Here is a 16,878-nt window from a genome sequence, read left to right as displayed (position 1 = left end):
ACTTTTTAAATGAATTTAACCGAACATTACAATCAACTTTATAAATCTTCTTCAGAAGCCATTTTAAGCGGAAATTATCGTTTAGATGCCAAGATAAACGATCCATCGGATTCCAGATTTGGGATTACGCTTCTCCTCCGCCCCAGCGAAAAAATAAAAACCAGTATTCAGTTGTTTTTAGAGAAATTAAAAGCGATTGAACCTTCTCAATACTATTATCCGGATTCTGATATTCATATTACCGTAATGTCGATTATTTCATGTTATGAAGGTTTTAGTTTGGATCAAATTGCCGTTGAAAGTTACATCGAAATTATCCAAAAAAGTCTGGCCGATTTAGATGAAATAAAAATAGAATTTCGAGGTATAACCGCTTCAAATTCGGCTATAATGATTCAGGGATTTCCTTCTGATGAATCTTTGAATAATTTAAGAAATAAGCTTCGGGAGAACTTTAAAAACTCGGCTTTAGAACAAAGTATCGACAGCCGTTATTCTATCGCAACGGCACACTCTACTGTAATGCGTTTTAGGGAGAAACTTCAAAATCCAGAACAATTAATCCAAATCGCAAATCAATTTCGGGAATATAATTTTGGAGAATTCAAAGCCGACAAACTCGAATTGGTTTTTAACGATTGGTATCAAAGAGAGAGAAATACAATTCAGTTAAAAAATTTTCAGTTGTGAAGTTTTTTTTATCGCCGCGAATTACACTAATTTACACTAATTTTTTTTAAGGTAAGTATAAATTAATTCGTGAAAATTCGTGTAATTCGTGGCAAACCTCTTTATTTTTTAAATTCTCCAAAATGCCATAAAACACCTGACGGATCGTGTAAAAAACATTCGCTTCCCCAATCTAAATGTCGTGTTGGCGTTAATTTTACACCATATTTTTCGGTTAGGTTTAGTGCCAAAAGTTCGTTGTAATAACGCTCGGCATTATCGACTTCAAGAAAAATCATGGTATTTTCGTTCCAGCTTTTATCGTAATAATCCTGAAGATAAAAAGCAATTTCTCCTATTTTGAAAACTGAAAAATTAGATTCTAAAACAATTTCCTCAAACCCTAAATCGCGATAGAATCTTCTGGAAGTTTCAAAATCTTTAGCCCCAATAAAAGGCCGGATTGATTTAGCGTTATGGTTCATATTAGTTGTTTTTCTAATTATTTATCAAAACCAAGTTGTTTTCGTAAATCTAAATTCAGACTGTATTGTTCCTGAACCGGAATTATTTTTCGTGAACTTTTATTAATATCACTTCCTTCGGCTGTCCAAAGAAACGGGTAAAAATTAAAAACCTGATCGCCTTTTAATTTCGAAACTTCCTCTCTCCATCCGTTCCATCTGTTGCCTTCATAAAACTTATCAAGGTCATTATTAAAACAGAAACCTAAAAATTCAGAATAGGTAATATCAAGTTGTTCATATTCCAGGTTATCAGGAGAAAAATAATAGATCTTCCCCACATCAGATCCTAATCCGCCTCCATTCAATAAATAGAAACCGCCAATAGCATCATCAGCAATTAACAAATAAGGAGGCGCTTCGCCAAAATCCTTAAACGATTTTCCGTGATTCCAATCTGGCAGTGTACGATCAAATTTTGAATTTCCAGAACCCAAAATCCTAATCCAACCGTCGTCAATTAAAAGTCCGCCCGTCATAAAAACAACCGCTCCCATTGTCGAACGTGTCGTAACCTGTGTTTTATACAAAGCCTCTTTTGCTTTTGCAGCATCAACAGGTAAAATTTCAACTTTATTTTTTGCCGTTTTAATCCAGTCTTCCACAACTGCCCAGCCCGGGTCTTTTTGATCTATAAGTTCTTCTACTTTTTTCATTTTATTTTGTCCAATTGCTGCAAAAGTCATAAATAGCAATGCAATTAATGGAAACTTTAGTGTCATTAGATATTTTTTTAATCTTAAAATTAGAATGTGAAAACTTTACCATTTGATCCGAAAAAACACTAAATTCTATTCATTTGTATCACTCTCTAAAATATCAAGAAGAGCAAATCTTTCAAGTAGTCTTTTAACTCCAACTTCTTCAAATTTAATTGTCAAAGACATATCTAAAGTATTATTATTTTTAATACTAATTATCTTTCCTTTTCCAAATCTATTGTGCTTAACTATTGTTCCAACATTATACAATTTATTGGGGCTTTGATATGATTTATCTTCTACTATTAAATACTGATTTTTAAGAATTGTTGTTTTCACACCTTCAATTGTTTCATTATTTGCTTCAGAAAGAGTTAAAAAATCAACAAAATTTATTATCGAAATACTTTTCCCACCTGTAAATCTTCTAAACTCGTCAAATAATTCATACTTCGGATATAATCCAACCTTATCCTGTTTGTAAAACCAGTCATTTTTCTGATCATTACTTACAAAAATTACATCTCTATCCTTGTCTTTGGCAATTTCTAAAATAGTTTGCCATATAACCAAATCTCCAATTCCATCATCTGGCTTATTACTATCTTTAAAACCAGGCGATACTTTATAATCTATCCTAAATTTGATATCTTTTTCTAAGTCCTTTTTATCTTTTTTAATTTCAATTACTACATCCGATGTAAAAATTTCTTTGTAAGTCAAACTTATATTATCATCCCAATTCCAACTTCTGATTTTTGATTCAAGATTGTCTATATGCTCTCTAGATTTTTTTATAGATTTTTGAATTATTTCAAATTCATTCTGCAACTGTAGATAACTCTCATCATTATCCAAAATGGGATATTTATTGAGCTTAAAGCTTCCTGAATTAAAACTTTCTTTTAGTTGTCTAAGTTTTAAGAAAACATCTCCTATTTTTTTTGCTCTATTATTTGCAAATTCACGCGCAACCCTAGCAGGAATGTATAACCTCTTCTCTTTCTTATATTTTTCAAAAATATGTTTAATATCTATAAAGTTTTTTTCGTTTGTGTCATAAGGAATCAACAAGATATTAGTATCAAAAATTATAATTCCATCTTTAATAATTTCTTTTGAAGATTTATAAACCGTAGAAAATACTTTATCAGCTTGTGGAAATACCTCATCTAAATAAAAAATATTTTTTTCACTCATTTATATATATATTTTAAATTTAAAACTTCTATCCTTTTTTCAAAATACTTCCCAAACCACGTCCAATCTGCTCAATTGCTTCCAGACTTTTGGTTAAAGGTGATGCTGTAAAATCTTCATAGGCATCCATGGCACTTTCTTTTCGGTCGTCCTGCGGATACACCAAAATGATGTTGTTATCGTTAAAGAATTTTTCAAATTTCTGTGGCAATCTGTCAAAAATAGAATGATACGAAACCGAACCTTTTCTGGATAAATTGAAAACAATTAAATCTGTCTGGCGGATTTCATCTGAAATCGATTCAAAATCATCCCATTCTAAAACGCTTTTAAAACCTAACTTAGCATTCAATCGAAGATTATTCGCAATCTGCTGAATACTCTGATGGGTTTTATATTCGGCATAAATTACAATCGGAATACTTAATTCCTGCGATAACCTGCAGATTTTCTGCAATAAAAGCTGAAATCCAACACCTCGTTCTGAAAATGGCGGACAAATGAAAACCAGCCTTTTTTCTTCGATAAAATTTCTTTGAAACCTGCAGATAAACAAACTTTTATCGACATTATTTATAATCGAATCTACATTTTCTCCAAAAATCTTATCCAGAAATCCTGTTTTTCTCGGCCACCCTATAATCACGATATCCGACATAATTTCTTTGGAAGTTCTCGCAATACCACTCGCCGGATTATGGTCGATTCTGGCAATTGTATTTATTTTTACTTCGGAAGCTGAACCCTGAACTACAAATTTATCAACCGTTTTTCGGTATTTTAAAATGTTTTTCTCGGCCTGATCGTTATTCGGAACAATCGTTAAAAGTGTAACCGGATTGGCTGATTTTTTATCTTTAATTAAAAGGGCAAAATCTAATAAACTGGCTGTAGCCGAGGTTTTTGCCAGCGGAATTAAGATATGCTCGTCTAAAATCTGGTCTTTATCGGCATCTTCATGCGAAACTTCTTCTTCGCAGATGGCAATTTTTTTCGCTGCTTTTTCAGTCGCGAAAGAAGCCACAATACAAGTTATCAGAATCAAAATAATGGTTCCGTTTAAGATATTTTCATCCAGGATTTTAGCTTTAAATCCAACCAAAATTACGGCCAGAGTCGCAGCAGCGTGCGCACTGCTCAACCCGAAAATAAGCTGTCTTTCGGTTTTGGTATATTTAAAAACAATTTGAGTAAAAAATGCCGCAATCCATTTTCCAAAAATAGCAACAACGCTCAAAGTTCCCGCTACAATTAAAGCCGTTGGTCCGCTTAAAATCACGCTGATATCCACCAGCATTCCCACTGAAATCAGGAAAAAAGGAATAAATAGAGAATTCCCGATAAATTCAATTCGATTCATTAAAGCTGACGAATGCGGAATTAAAGGGTTTAAAGCTAAACCGGCAACGAAAGCTCCAATAATAGGTTCTACTCCTGCTACTTCGGCCAAAAACGCCGCAAAGAAAACTACTGAAAGTACAAAAATATAATGGGCGTGTTTTTCACTTTCCAGTTTTTTAAAGAACCATTTGGCAATTCTTGGAATAACCAGAAACATTATCGCAGAGAAAATGGCCAATGAAACTGTTAGTTTTATCCAAAATGCCTGATTTAAGCTTCCCTGAGCGCTTCCCATAATTACAGCCAGGATAATCAAAACAGCAGTATCGGTTAATATCGTTCCTCCAACTGTAATAGCAACAGCCTGATTTTTTGCAATTCCTAATTTACTTACAATTGGATATGCGACTAAAGTGTGGGTCGCAAACATACTGGCAGTCAAGAAACTGGCATTAAAATCATATTGCAGTAAATAATAGCAAACCGGAAAACCAATCGTTAAGGGGAAAATAAAGGTGAAGAATCCAAATAGTAAACTTTTATTTCGGTTGGCCTTAAACTCATTCATGTCCAGTTCCAAACCGGCAATAAACATAATATATAAAAGTCCGATCGTTGAAAATAAATCTACGGCCGAATTTTTTGCCAGAATATTAAGTCCGTGCGGCCCAATAATAACACCCGAAATAATAAGACCGATAATGCCCGGGATATTTATTTTTTTGAGTAAAATAGGCGACAAGAGAATAATGAAAAGTATTAACGAAAAAATCAATACTGGGTTGCTGAGTGGTAATTCGAATTCTTGTAAAAAATGCTTGAAAAATTCTATCATAATATAATTTTATCTTCTTCGTGGTATTTTAATTTCTCGCAAAAAGACGTATCCTAATTAAAATAAAATCTCAGAAGTTATGGTTTACCGATTTATTTTAAAACTAAAAAAATCGGATTGTTTAGTGATTGTTTCATTACAAAAATACCTAAAAAAAATACCAACTTTTCACGAAAACCGCATATTAAGCAATAAATTTTGTTTCGTTGCCAAATTATTAATATTTAATATTTTTTTTAACAAAACTGCAACATTAACAAACGAAAATAAATGATCATTGCATTATTCAATTATCTTTGTCTTAATAAATATTGCACAATGGAAGAATGTATCTCTGTTTTTGATATGCTTAAAATTGGCGTTGGCCCCTCAAGTTCACACACTTTAGGGCCATGGAGAGCCGCAGAACGTTTTTTAGATGAGTTAAAAGACGAATCAATTTTAGACCAGATTAAACGTGTAAAAGTCGATTTATACGGATCGCTTTCTTTAACCGGAAAAGGTCACGCAACCGATTTATCCGTGATGCTGGGCTTAAGCGGCCAGGATCCCGAATATATTCCGGTTGATAATATTGCCGGAATCATTAAAACTATAGAAGACAGAAATGAGATCATTCTGGCCGATAAATATCCTATTCCGTTTTATTTCCTTCAGGATATTGTGTTCAATAAAGAGTTTCTTCCTTTTCATGCCAATGGATTAAAATTTACGGCCTATAAAAATGATGATTCTGAATACGAATCTACTTTTTATTCTATTGGCGGTGGTTTTGTGGTGAAAGAAGAACGCGAAAACGCCAAAATCAAAGAAGTAATAAAATGTGCTTTCCCGTTTCCAATTCAAAACGCGGTGGAGCTTTTAAACTATACGGTTTCTGAAAACAAATCGATTTCTGAAATTGTCTATGAAAACGAAAAATCAATGCGTTCTGAAGAAGAAATCCATTCAGAATTAATGCGCATTTGGAATACCATGCTCGAATGTATGTACATTGGCTGTCATACCGGAGGAATTCTTCCGGGCGGTTTACATGTTCGCAGACGAGCTTTTGATATGCATCAAAACTTAATTGGTTTATCTAATTATAACAATCCGCAGTCGTGGCTCGAAGAAATTAGAAAAACCGAAGTAAAATTTCGCCAGATTTTAAAATGGGTAAGCTGTTTTGCTCTTGCCGTAAATGAAGTAAATGCTTCTTTGGGCCGTGTTGTTACTGCTCCTACAAACGGAAGCGCCGGAGTTATTCCGGCCGTTTTAATGTACTATCTGGTAATTGAAAACCATAATGCAGGCGAAAAAGAAATCAAACAGTTTTTAATGGTTGCCGGAGAAATTGGAAGTATCTTTAAAAAAGGATCTACCATTTCTGCAGCAATGGGAGGCTGTCAGGCCGAAATTGGTGTTTCGTCATCAATGGCAGCTGCCGCGCTTTGCGAATTAATGGGCGGTACTCCTGCTCAGGTTTTAATGGCGGCAGAAATTGCTATGGAACATCATTTAGGATTAACCTGCGATCCAATTGGTGGTTTGGTTCAGATTCCGTGTATCGAAAGAAATACTATGGGCGCCATAAAAGCCATAAACGCAGCCGAACTGGCTCTTGAAACCGATTCTAAAAATGCAAAAGTGCCTTTGGATAAAGTAATTAATACCATGTGGCAGACCGCAAAAGACATGAATTCTAAATACAAAGAAACCTCAGAAGGCGGGCTTGCCGTTGCGGTAAACATGGCCGATTGCTAAAAATAAATTTGCCACGAATTACACGAATTACACGAATTGTTTTTTATTCACTTCAATAAAAATTAGCGTAATTCGTGAAATTCGTGGCAAAAACTAAATACCTCATGAAAAAATTCTACTTCTTAATTGCATTATTTTGCTCTGTTTTACTGCATTCTCAGGAACGATATTTTCTTAATTCAGATACACGTTTATATACCTCGCCCAATACAACTTCTGCGTTTTTAGGTTATTTTAAATACGGTGCCGAAATCCGATTATTATCTGAAAGTAAAAACGGCTGGTACAAAGTTCAGGCTGATAATTTTAATGAAGGATATGTACAGGAAAATTTTGTTGCAACACGATTAAATGCAAAAGATGTTAAGATTACAGATCGCGAAAATCCAATTTTAGATGGCGGAGATCCTTATTATGGCGGTAATCATTTATTTGTTCTTGTTGCGGGTTTAAAAGCCAGAGCATTACCGGATAAAAACTCAAAAATAAAAGAAATTTTATTTACCGGAGATCCCGTTGCTGTAGATTACGTTCCGGTAAACCAAGAAGACTGGGTAAATGTAAACGGTAATTTTGATGAAGAATACGCCCGTTATACCTTAAGAAAATTCATTGGCTTAAGACCCAATTTTGAAACCTTGCTAAAAGATTTTGATAAACTGGATGTCAACGCCGTTTCTGATCGTAAAACGGTTAGCGAACGAATTGTAGAACTGGCCTGGAACAGCGATTATTCAAAATTAGAACCAGCTTATCAACGTTATTATGAAGTTGTAAAACAGCTGAACGATCCTAAATTACTTGCCGAAACCGAATTGAATATGGCTCTTGCCAAAGGTTTAGCAAAACATAAATTACCAGAACAAATTGTGGCATTTGCAAAAAAAGCCGAGTTTAGCTTAAAAGGAACCAAAACAAAATCACTGTACTTTTCTCAGACTGATTTGGTTAAGATATTTGGAAAACCAGCTAAAAAAGCCACAGTTAGCGATGAGTGCGGTATTTATTTAAGTGATTTATTTTATTACTATCCTGATTTAGAAGTTTCTGTAGATGAAAAGAAAAATCAGGCCGAAATTGTTAAGGTTTTCATCAACGAAAGCAACAAATTGATCCTAAATACAAATGCGGTTTTAGACAATTCAATGTCCGAAAAAGCTTTCATTGAAAAATATGGAACTTATATCGAAGCCTCTTTAAAATCGCCGCATATTTATTCTATTATAATGGAAGACAGTCAATTTAGAATTGAATTTAAAGACGGAAAGCTTTTTTCTGTCGAAATATTCTTTTATTGCTGATCCCCCTTTTACAATTATTCAATACTTTTACATTATCAAAAAAAATTAAAATGTCAGTAGCAAAAAAAGATTATAAAAGAATCACAACAAAGTCATTAATTGAAATGAAAAGCAACGGAGAAAAAATCTCTATGCTTACCGCGTATGATTATACAATGGCTAAAATTGTTGATACCGCAGGAGTCGATGTGATTTTAGTGGGAGATTCGGCATCAAACGTTATGGCGGGTCACGAAACGACTCTGCCAATTACTTTAGATCAAATGATTTACCATGCTTCATCTGTAGTTCGCGCTGTAGAAAGAGGTTTAGTGGTAGTCGATCTGCCTTTTGGAAGTTACCAGTCAGATCCTAAAGAAGCCTTACGTTCTGCTATCAGAATTATGAAAGAAAGCGGCGGACATGCTGTGAAATTAGAAGGTGGAAAAGAAATTAAAGAATCGATTAAAAAAATATTAAACGCAGGAATTCCAGTTATGGGACATTTAGGTTTAACGCCTCAATCTATCTATAAATTTGGAACTTACACCGTTCGTGCAAAAGAAGAAGAAGAAGCCGAAAAATTAATTGAAGATGCCAAAATGCTTGAAAAAGTAGGCTGTTTTGCCGTTGTTTTGGAAAAAATACCTGCTGATTTAGCCGAAAAAGTAGCCAAAAGTATTTCGATTCCAGTTATCGGAATTGGTGCCGGAGGCGGTGTTGACGGACAAGTTTTGGTTATTCACGATATGTTAGGAATGAACAATGAGTTTAGTCCGCGTTTCTTACGTCGTTACTTAAACTTATACGAAGAAATGACAAAAGCAATCGGCCAATATGCAGCCGATGTGAAATCCAGCGATTTCCCTAATGCTAATGAACAATACTAGTTTAGACTTTCTTAGATTCTAGACTGACTTAGACTTCTTAGATTTTGTGTTTTATTTTTTAAAGACATAAGCCTAAGAAGTCTAAAAAAAAGCTAAATAATTATATAAAATGCATCAATTTAAAGAGCTTTTAATTTGGAAAAAAAGCAGATTATTTTGTTCTAAGATATATTCGATAACATCTACATTTCCTAATGAAGAAAAGTTTGGAATAACTAATCAATTAAGAAGAGCTGCAGTATCAATTCCATCAAATATTGCTGAAGGTTCGTCAAGAAACTCAAATAAAGATTTTGCTCGATTTTTAGAAATTGCTATTGGATCTGCTTATGAGGTTGAAACCCAACTTTTAATTTCTTCTGATTTAGGATTTATGACTGAAGAAAACACAAAAGAATTAATCAATACCCTAGAAGAAATCACCAAAATGACTTCCAGATTTAGAGCAACTTTATTATAAATCTAAGAAGTCTAAGTCAGTCTAAAAATCTAAGCCAGTCTAAAATCTAAGCCAGTCTAATTATGAAAATCGTTTCAGATAAAAACAATCTCCAGGTATTACATGAAGACAATCACATTATTGTGGTTAATAAGCGCGTTGGCGATATTGTACAAGGTGATAAAACAGGAGACAAACCTTTATCTGATGTTGTAAAAGAATATATCAAAGTTAAATACAACAAACCAGGCGATGTTTTTTTGGGTGTGATTCATCGTTTAGATCGTCCAACAACGGGAATTGTTGTTTTTGCCAGAACTAGTAAGGCATTAACCCGAATGAACGAATTGTTCAGCAATCGTGAAACGAAAAAAACATATTGGGCAATTGTAAAAAACAAACCCCTTGAAAGTGCTGCCAAACTGGTGCACTATCTAAAACGAAACGAAAAAAATAATACTTCAAAAGCGCATTTAAAAGAAGTTCCGGACAGCAAACTGGCAAGTCTGGATTATAAAATCATCAAAGAACTTCAAAATTATACGGCACTGGAAATCAATTTACATACAGGCCGTCACCATCAAATTCGTGCGCAATTGTCTGCAATTGGTTCGCCAATAAAAGGAGATCTTAAATATGGTTTTGACCGAAGCAATCCTGATGGTGGTATTCATCTTCATGCCAGAAAACTTGTTTTTGTTCATCCTGTCACAAAAGAAGAAATTACGATTATTGCTCCAACACCTGACGAAACCATTTGGAATGCCATTTGATTTTATGATTAAATTGTTAATTTTTTAAATTTTATCGATTAACTTGCATATTCAAAAAAAACAAGCCAATCATAAAATGGACTTCAAAAACGACATCGGGTACAGAAAACAAACGCTGAAAAAGTTATTATATAACATTCAAAAAAGCGAAGATTTAATTGTAAAAGCTTTATACGATGATTTCAAAAAACCAGAATTTGAAGCTGTTTTAACCGAAACAAATTATGTTATTTCGGAACTAAAAGATACCATTAAAAACATTAATACCTGGGCAAAACGAAAACGCGTTTTTCCGTCTCTCCTTAATTTTCCGTCTTCAGATTATATTTATAAAGAACCCTACGGAAATGTTTTGGTTATTGCTCCGTGGAATTATCCGTTTCAGTTAGCTTTATGCCCGCTTATTGCGGCTGTTGCTGCCGGAAACAGAGTCGTTCTTAAACCATCAGAACTTACGCCTCACACCTCCTCTATCATTGCAAAACTTATCGAAAAAACATTCCACATCAGTCATGTCGAAGTTTATGAAGGTGGTGTCGAAGTTTCAAATAAATTATTGGCGCAGCGCTGGGATTATATTTTCTTTACCGGAAGTGTAAACGTTGGAAAAATCGTAGCCAAAGCGGCAGCCGAAAATTTAACGCCTGTAACATTAGAATTAGGCGGCAAAAATCCGTGTGTTGTAGACGAAACGGCTAATTTAAAATTAGCAGCCAAAAGAATTGTCTGGGGAAAATTTATCAATGCCGGTCAAACCTGTATTGCACCTGATTATATTTTGATTCAGAAAAACATGAAAGTCAATTTCATTTCTTTTTTAATGGAAGAAATTGTCAATGCTTATGGCAAAAAAATGGATAAATCTCCAGATTTTGCCCGAATTATCAATATGAAAAACTGGGTTCGTTTAGATCAAATGATTGAACGTGAAAAAGTAATTTTTGGCGGAGAAACCAATTCTGATAACCTTTATATTTCTCCCACTTTAATTGAAGATCCAAGTTTAGACAGTCCGATAATGAAGGAGGAAATTTTTGGTCCAATTTTGCCAATTCTAACTTATGAAACCGAGGCTGATATCCAAAACATAATTAGTAAGTACGAAAAACCTTTAGCTTTTTATATTTTCAGCGAAAGCAAATCATTTGCTAAAAAATTAATTGCAAATTACTCCTTTGGAGGCGGTGCTGTTAACGATACTGTCATCCATTTTTCTAACAAGAGACTGCCTTTTGGCGGTGTTGGCCACAGTGGTATTGGCGCTTACCACGGGCAAATGAGTTTTGATACTTTTTCTCATCACAAAGCCATGGTCAAGAAAGCCAACTGGCTTGATTTACCAATGCGATACGCGCCTTACAAAGACAAATTGACTGCGATTAAACGAATTCTGGACTGGATTTAAGTTCCGAAAACAATTTCGTAATGTTTTATAGATTTTTATAAGGAATTGATTAAAAATATTATATTTACGTCAAACAATCATTATCGTAAAACGTAAAAATATATAACAACTTTACCTTTAAAATGAAATCTACACTTGACCAGATTGAAGACATCAAAAAAGATGGCTATTCAATAGACTTTTCTACCGTTTTTAATTACGCTTTTGAAAATTATAAAAAAATTGCGCTTTACTCAGGACTTATAATTTTAGTATTTTCTGTTGTAGTTGTAATCGCTATCATGGGACTAGCAGTTGCCTTTTATGGCGTGCAGAGTTTAACACAGAATTTTCTTGAAGATTTTCAAAATCAAAAGCTGACTTATATCCAGCAGGTTATTTCTACCGTTTCCCTTTCGGCAGTTACGGCATTATTTGCACCTTTAGGAGCAGGATTCTTAAAAATGGCCGATTGTGCAGATAAAGATGAGGAGTTTAATGTTTCGACTATTTTTACTTATTACAAAGCGCCGTATTTTATTCAATTATTTTCGGTTGCGTTTATTTTAGGCGTAGTGAGCACCGGAATAGCTTATTTTTTAGATAGTTTAGGAACTCAATTTATAGGAACTGGGTTTTCATTATTTATTAATTATTTTACGTTTTTTACAATTCCACTAATCATTTTTGGAAACTTAAATGCTATAGATGCTATAAAATCGAGTTTTGTTCTTGTGAGCAAAAACCCAATAATCATATTCTGTTTATTTATAATTGGATATATTGGTTCGGCAGTAGGTCTTGTTGGCTGCTGTATAGGAATACTTTTTACAGCCGTTTTCAATACATCAGTTACGTATGCCACTTATTTTTCTATTTTTAATGAAGAAGAACAACAGGATTCCATTGATTCAATTGGAAGATCGGATTTAGAATAAAATCGAAAAGTTCTGAAATAAAAAAAAAGAGCCTAACCTACTCTATTTCAGAATTTTCAAAATACTATTTACTAAACCAAACATACCCCAAATTCTATGGTAGAAAACTATAGTTTTTTCAATTTATTGGTTTCAGGAATTGCCGGCTTTGGCAATACCCTGAAATCAATTATGACAAACTGGTACGTTTTCAACTCCGACATTATTTTCTTCAACAATCCTAAACTTATTGTTCTCGGCTTTTCGCTGCTGGGCTTTTTATCTTTACTCGTTTATCAATTTTTTCGGATTAAAGCGAAAATTGGAAATTTCATCGAAAAAAAGAAAGAAGCCGAAACGGTCGAAAGAGAATATCAGCTCTATATTTTATTCTTTGGGATTGCAGTAATTGTAATCGAAATAATAAATGAAATTTTTAAAATAAGACCCAAAAGCTTATTGGTTATAAACGTTTCCATTGGGTTTTCGGTACTTTTAATTTACGTTATAACAGATAAAATAAAATGGCTTCGCGACAGGATTCAGCGCATTTTTATATACAGTTTTTTTATCTACATCAGTTATGTTGGTTACAATATCGTTACACTCTCCAATGATGTTGTTCCTGTAATTGTCTTTTTAATTTCGTTTTTCTTTTCTTATAACATCCTAAAACCAATTAAGGTTTACTGGCTATTTGTAGCCGTTGTGTTTCTATTTTTGATTTTAACGGTTACTTATCATCTAATTCCTTTAAAATCATCCATTCTATTAATCAATTTCTGCATTTTAATCTTCATTATCAATCAGGTTAAATATGCTGTTTTATTAAACAATCGCGATAATTTTAGGTTTACAAATGAAATTGTACACAAAGGAAACTCACTGACAATTGCAACAAATCAAAGAGGCGAAGTCTTGTTTTGCAGCGAAACCATATATTCCATTTTAGGATATCAGCCCGAAGATGTAATGGGTTTTAATTTTTGGAAACTGACCAAAGGAGAAAAATACACCGCCAATATTCATCCTATACACCATCACGAGAACAAAGTATATACCCGAAAATTAAAAGGCAAAAACGGAGAATACAAATACATTCAATGGAAAGATAAAAAATTCTCTGATGATTTGATTATCAGTATTGGCCAGGATGTTACAGAACAAATTCTGGTTCAGGATCAATATAAAAACTTAATTCAAACCGCAACCGATATTATTTTTGAAGTAGATGCCGATGGTCATTTTACTTTTATAAATGAATTTGCGTATTCGCTTTTAGGGTATACAGAAAATGAAATAATCGAAAAACATTATTCGAATTTTATTCATGAAAATTACTCTATGAGTGCCGTTGATTTTTACGAAAATTTTGAAAATAACGGAAATAAATTTCCCATAATAGAACTTCCTATTTTAAAGAAAAACGGACAGGAATTATGGATTTCACAAAAAATTATTATCCGTAAAAATGATTTAGGCCAAACCATTGGTTTCGCAGGAATTGCAAGAGATATTACCGAAATTAAAAATGCCGAAAACGAGAAAAAAAGACGTCTTGAAAAAATTGAAGCGTATAACAATTCAACCAAAAAATTATCAACTACCGATTTTAGCACTTATGATAATTTAAATACCGTTATCGATTATATTATCAAAGAAGCTTCTATTGTAAGCAAATCGAACCGGGTTAGTTTTTGGAAATATTATAAGGATTTAATAACCTGTAAAAACCTTTACAGCGTTGACAATCAAAACTTAAATGACAAGAACATTTTAGATAAAGAATCGTATCCTATTTATTTTGAAACTTTAAAAAATAAAGCCATTATAAACGCCCCGGACGTTTTTAATAAACTGGAAACATCCGAATTCCAGAAGCTTTATTTCACCAAAAATCATATTAAATCGATGCTCGATGTCCCAATTTTCTTAAGCGGACAACTGGCTGGTGTGGTTTGTTTTGAAAGTACCGAAGAACAAAGAGAATGGGATAATGAGGATATTAATTATGCCAGAACGATTTCAGACGTAATTTCGCTTGCTATTTCTATGCAGATGCGCTTAGAAACAGAACGAAGACTTGAATTTAAAAGTCAGCTTTTATCGGCACTTTCGCTTTGTACAGAGAAATTTTTACTGAGTAAATCGACTGAGCAAATGTTTAAGGAAACGTATGATTTAATTGGAAAAGCATCAAAAGCCGATCATATGTTTTATTATGAAAGGGATTTTTCGACCAATACCGTTTCTCAAAAATACAAATGGTCCAGACAAGGCGTTACGCATCAAATAACGTCATTGCGCCACATGACCGAAGACAATTTAAAAGAGATTTTTGAAGCCGCAAAAAACAAACGAATCGTAAACACCTTTACCAGAAAACTTGAGGATTCCTATTTCAAACAGCTTTTGATTAAAAATGAAATAAAATCAATTTTAGTCCTTCCGCTTTATATCAACGATATTTTTACCGGATTTATTGGTTTTGATGATTGTACGGACGAAAGAAAATGGTCTGAAGAAGAAATTTATATTTTTCAGGTTTTAGCCAATAATATTTCATCGGCTTTAGAAAGAAACCGAAACGAAAATAAAATTATTGAAAGCGAAGAAAAATTCAAGTTAATTGCCAACAATATTCCCGGAACCGTTTATTTATCAAAATTTGATGCTTTTTCTACCAAGATTTTCTTAAACGATGAAATTCAGAATTTAACCGGATATTCAAAAGCAGAATTTATAGAAAATAACCTCTCCTTTTTATCGCTTATTCACCATGACGATCGTGATGAAGTTATTAATAACCAGATTGATAATCTTCAAAACGGGATGCCTTTGCATAATATTTACCGTATTAAGCGAAAAACGGGAGAATATATTTGGGTAGAAGAATTTGGCGACGTGATTAAAAAAGGAGATGAAATTGAATTTGTGGGCGGTATTTACTTTGACATCACCAATAAAAAAGAAACCGAAGATGCCATTAAAGCCAAACAATTAGCAGAAGCAGCTAATAAATCAAAATCTGATTTTCTGGCCAATATGTCGCACGAAATCAGGACGCCGCTTAATGGAATTATAGGTTTTACACATTTATTGATGAAAACTGAATTAGAAGAAATTCAGGAGAAATACATGACAACCATTAACCAATCGGCACATTCGCTGTTGGAGATTATCAATGATATTTTAGATTTTTCTAAAATTGAAGCCGGAAAACTTGAACTTTTTATCGATTTATACGACATTAAAAAAGTACTGGGTCAGGTTTTTGATTTGATTGTTTTTGAATCCAATCAAAAAAACCTGCAATTAGAACTCAATGTAGATCAAAATGTTCCTAAATACATTTGGACCGATATCGTAAGAATAAAACAAATTTTGATAAACCTGCTTTCGAATGCCGTAAAATTTACCCATCAAGGTTCTATAAAATTGAATGTTTCGGTTTTATCGAAATCAAAAAACAACTTTTGTACCCTGCGTTTTTCTGTAATTGATACCGGAATAGGAATTATGGAAAAAAACCAGAAAAAGATTTTTAAAGCTTTTTCGCAGGCTGATAGTTCTACAACAAGAAAATTTGGAGGAACCGGTTTAGGATTAACCATTTCAAATCAGCTTTTGGCTTTAATGGAAAGCCGACTGCAATTGGAAAGTAAAATTGGTGAAGGAAGTAATTTTTTCTTTGATTTGAATTTAAAAACAAGCAATCAAAGCATTAACGAAAAATACAATGCCGAACTGAAAAGCATTAATTTAAATAATGATGAAGTAATTAACGATCCTGATAATCAAAACATACGCTTTTTAATTGTGGAAGATAATAAAGTGAATATGCTTCTTTTAAAAACCATAGTTCGAAATCTTTACAGCAACGCTTATATCCATGAATGCGAAAATGGCTATGAAGCCGTAAAACAATTTGAAAGTATTAAGCCAACTATTGTTTTTATGGATATTCAAATGCCAATTATGAATGGTTACGAAACAACCAAAGCAATAAGAAACACGCTTATTGGGAAAAATATACCCATTATTGCTGTAACTGCCGGTGCTGAAAAAGAAGAGCGGAATAAATGCATTTCGGCTGGAATGGACGACTATATTTCAAAACCAATCATGAAAGGCACTGTAGAAGAAACTCTGGTAAAATGGTTAAAATAATTAAAACTA

General features: G+C 33.3%; 13 protein-coding genes. 9 read left to right on the top strand and 4 right to left on the bottom strand.

Annotated features, from left to right (window positions below; genetic code table 11):
* Nucleotides 1-9 precede the first annotated feature (9 nt).
* On the top strand, nucleotides 10-690 hold the full coding sequence (locus AC1RRQ_RS13835; RefSeq protein ID WP_493023623.1) for a mutarotase: 681 nt from the start codon (nucleotides 10-12) through the stop codon (nucleotides 688-690).
* 101 nt (nucleotides 691-791) lie between these two features.
* Here AC1RRQ_RS13835 and AC1RRQ_RS13830 read toward each other — a convergent pair whose 3' ends face one another.
* From AC1RRQ_RS13830 to AC1RRQ_RS13815, 4 genes are all read right to left on the bottom strand, one after another.
* Nucleotides 792-1,154: a VOC family protein gene (locus AC1RRQ_RS13830; RefSeq protein WP_493023622.1), complete on the bottom strand. Its 363-nt coding sequence runs from the start codon at nucleotides 1,152-1,154 to the stop codon at nucleotides 792-794.
* A 17-nt stretch (nucleotides 1,155-1,171) separates the two neighbouring features.
* Complete coding sequence (locus AC1RRQ_RS13825; RefSeq protein WP_493023621.1) at nucleotides 1,172-1,915, bottom strand: DUF2625 domain-containing protein; 744 nt, start codon at nucleotides 1,913-1,915, stop codon at nucleotides 1,172-1,174.
* Nucleotides 1,916-1,984: 69 nt separating this feature from the next.
* Nucleotides 1,985-3,094 (bottom strand): PIN-like domain-containing protein, encoded by a 1,110-nt coding sequence (locus tag AC1RRQ_RS13820; RefSeq protein ID WP_493023620.1) that lies wholly within the window; start codon nucleotides 3,092-3,094, stop codon nucleotides 1,985-1,987.
* A 28-nt stretch (nucleotides 3,095-3,122) separates the two neighbouring features.
* Nucleotides 3,123-5,270, bottom strand: a complete 2,148-nt coding sequence (locus AC1RRQ_RS13815; RefSeq protein WP_493023619.1) for a cation:proton antiporter — start codon at nucleotides 5,268-5,270, stop codon at nucleotides 3,123-3,125.
* A 318-nt stretch (nucleotides 5,271-5,588) separates the two neighbouring features.
* On the opposite strand from AC1RRQ_RS13815, the gene AC1RRQ_RS13810 reads away from it, so the two are divergent.
* The 8 genes from AC1RRQ_RS13810 to AC1RRQ_RS13775 all read left to right on the top strand — a co-directional run bounded on the left by AC1RRQ_RS13810 (nucleotide 5,589) and on the right by AC1RRQ_RS13775 (nucleotide 16,869).
* The gene (locus AC1RRQ_RS13810) at nucleotides 5,589-7,016 is read left to right on the top strand and encodes an L-serine ammonia-lyase (RefSeq protein ID WP_493023618.1); all 1,428 of its coding nucleotides are present in this window, start codon (nucleotides 5,589-5,591) and stop codon (nucleotides 7,014-7,016) included.
* A gap of 104 nt (nucleotides 7,017-7,120) precedes the next feature.
* Nucleotides 7,121-8,317, top strand: a complete 1,197-nt coding sequence (locus AC1RRQ_RS13805) for an SH3 domain-containing protein (RefSeq protein ID WP_493023617.1) — start codon at nucleotides 7,121-7,123, stop codon at nucleotides 8,315-8,317.
* 50 nt (nucleotides 8,318-8,367) lie between these two features.
* The gene (gene panB, locus AC1RRQ_RS13800) at nucleotides 8,368-9,186 is read left to right on the top strand and encodes a 3-methyl-2-oxobutanoate hydroxymethyltransferase (protein WP_493023616.1); all 819 of its coding nucleotides are present in this window, start codon (nucleotides 8,368-8,370) and stop codon (nucleotides 9,184-9,186) included.
* A gap of 109 nt (nucleotides 9,187-9,295) precedes the next feature.
* Nucleotides 9,296-9,646: a four helix bundle protein gene (locus tag AC1RRQ_RS13795; RefSeq protein ID WP_493023614.1), complete on the top strand. Its 351-nt coding sequence runs from the start codon at nucleotides 9,296-9,298 to the stop codon at nucleotides 9,644-9,646.
* Nucleotides 9,647-9,708: 62 nt separating this feature from the next.
* Complete coding sequence (locus AC1RRQ_RS13790) at nucleotides 9,709-10,398, top strand: RluA family pseudouridine synthase (protein ID WP_493023613.1); 690 nt, start codon at nucleotides 9,709-9,711, stop codon at nucleotides 10,396-10,398.
* A gap of 76 nt (nucleotides 10,399-10,474) precedes the next feature.
* Nucleotides 10,475-11,803, top strand: coding sequence for an aldehyde dehydrogenase (locus AC1RRQ_RS13785; protein ID WP_493023612.1), 1,329 nt, complete (start codon nucleotides 10,475-10,477; stop codon nucleotides 11,801-11,803).
* Nucleotides 11,804-11,925: 122 nt separating this feature from the next.
* On the top strand, nucleotides 11,926-12,720 hold the full coding sequence (locus AC1RRQ_RS13780; protein WP_493023611.1) for a hypothetical protein: 795 nt from the start codon (nucleotides 11,926-11,928) through the stop codon (nucleotides 12,718-12,720).
* Nucleotides 12,721-12,816: 96 nt separating this feature from the next.
* The gene (locus tag AC1RRQ_RS13775; RefSeq protein ID WP_493023610.1) at nucleotides 12,817-16,869 is read left to right on the top strand and encodes a PAS domain S-box protein; all 4,053 of its coding nucleotides are present in this window, start codon (nucleotides 12,817-12,819) and stop codon (nucleotides 16,867-16,869) included.
* Nucleotides 16,870-16,878 lie beyond the last annotated feature (9 nt).

This window comes from Flavobacterium sp. GW821-FHT12A05 (genome assembly GCF_058807735.1).
The sequence above is the reverse complement of the archived record's forward strand: the minus strand, read 5'-3'. Positions and strand labels throughout refer to the sequence as shown.

What these genes read in the sequence shown, in the direction of transcription:
- AC1RRQ_RS13835 (WP_493023623.1), top strand. Translation starts at nt 10, where the DNA reads ATGAATTTAACCGAACATTACAATCAACTTTATAAATCTTCTTCAGAA.
- AC1RRQ_RS13830 (WP_493023622.1), bottom strand. Translation starts at nt 1,154, where the DNA reads ATGAACCATAACGCTAAATCAATCCGGCCTTTTATTGGGGCTAAAGAT.
- AC1RRQ_RS13825 (WP_493023621.1), bottom strand. Translation starts at nt 1,915, where the DNA reads ATGACACTAAAGTTTCCATTAATTGCATTGCTATTTATGACTTTTGCA.
- AC1RRQ_RS13820 (WP_493023620.1), bottom strand. Translation starts at nt 3,094, where the DNA reads ATGAGTGAAAAAAATATTTTTTATTTAGATGAGGTATTTCCACAAGCT.
- AC1RRQ_RS13815 (WP_493023619.1), bottom strand. Translation starts at nt 5,270, where the DNA reads ATGATAGAATTTTTCAAGCATTTTTTACAAGAATTCGAATTACCACTC.
- AC1RRQ_RS13810 (WP_493023618.1), top strand. Translation starts at nt 5,589, where the DNA reads ATGGAAGAATGTATCTCTGTTTTTGATATGCTTAAAATTGGCGTTGGC.
- AC1RRQ_RS13805 (WP_493023617.1), top strand. Translation starts at nt 7,121, where the DNA reads ATGAAAAAATTCTACTTCTTAATTGCATTATTTTGCTCTGTTTTACTG.
- panB (WP_493023616.1), top strand. Translation starts at nt 8,368, where the DNA reads ATGTCAGTAGCAAAAAAAGATTATAAAAGAATCACAACAAAGTCATTA.
- AC1RRQ_RS13795 (WP_493023614.1), top strand. Translation starts at nt 9,296, where the DNA reads ATGCATCAATTTAAAGAGCTTTTAATTTGGAAAAAAAGCAGATTATTT.
- AC1RRQ_RS13790 (WP_493023613.1), top strand. Translation starts at nt 9,709, where the DNA reads ATGAAAATCGTTTCAGATAAAAACAATCTCCAGGTATTACATGAAGAC.
- AC1RRQ_RS13785 (WP_493023612.1), top strand. Translation starts at nt 10,475, where the DNA reads ATGGACTTCAAAAACGACATCGGGTACAGAAAACAAACGCTGAAAAAG.
- AC1RRQ_RS13780 (WP_493023611.1), top strand. Translation starts at nt 11,926, where the DNA reads ATGAAATCTACACTTGACCAGATTGAAGACATCAAAAAAGATGGCTAT.
- AC1RRQ_RS13775 (WP_493023610.1), top strand. Translation starts at nt 12,817, where the DNA reads ATGGTAGAAAACTATAGTTTTTTCAATTTATTGGTTTCAGGAATTGCC.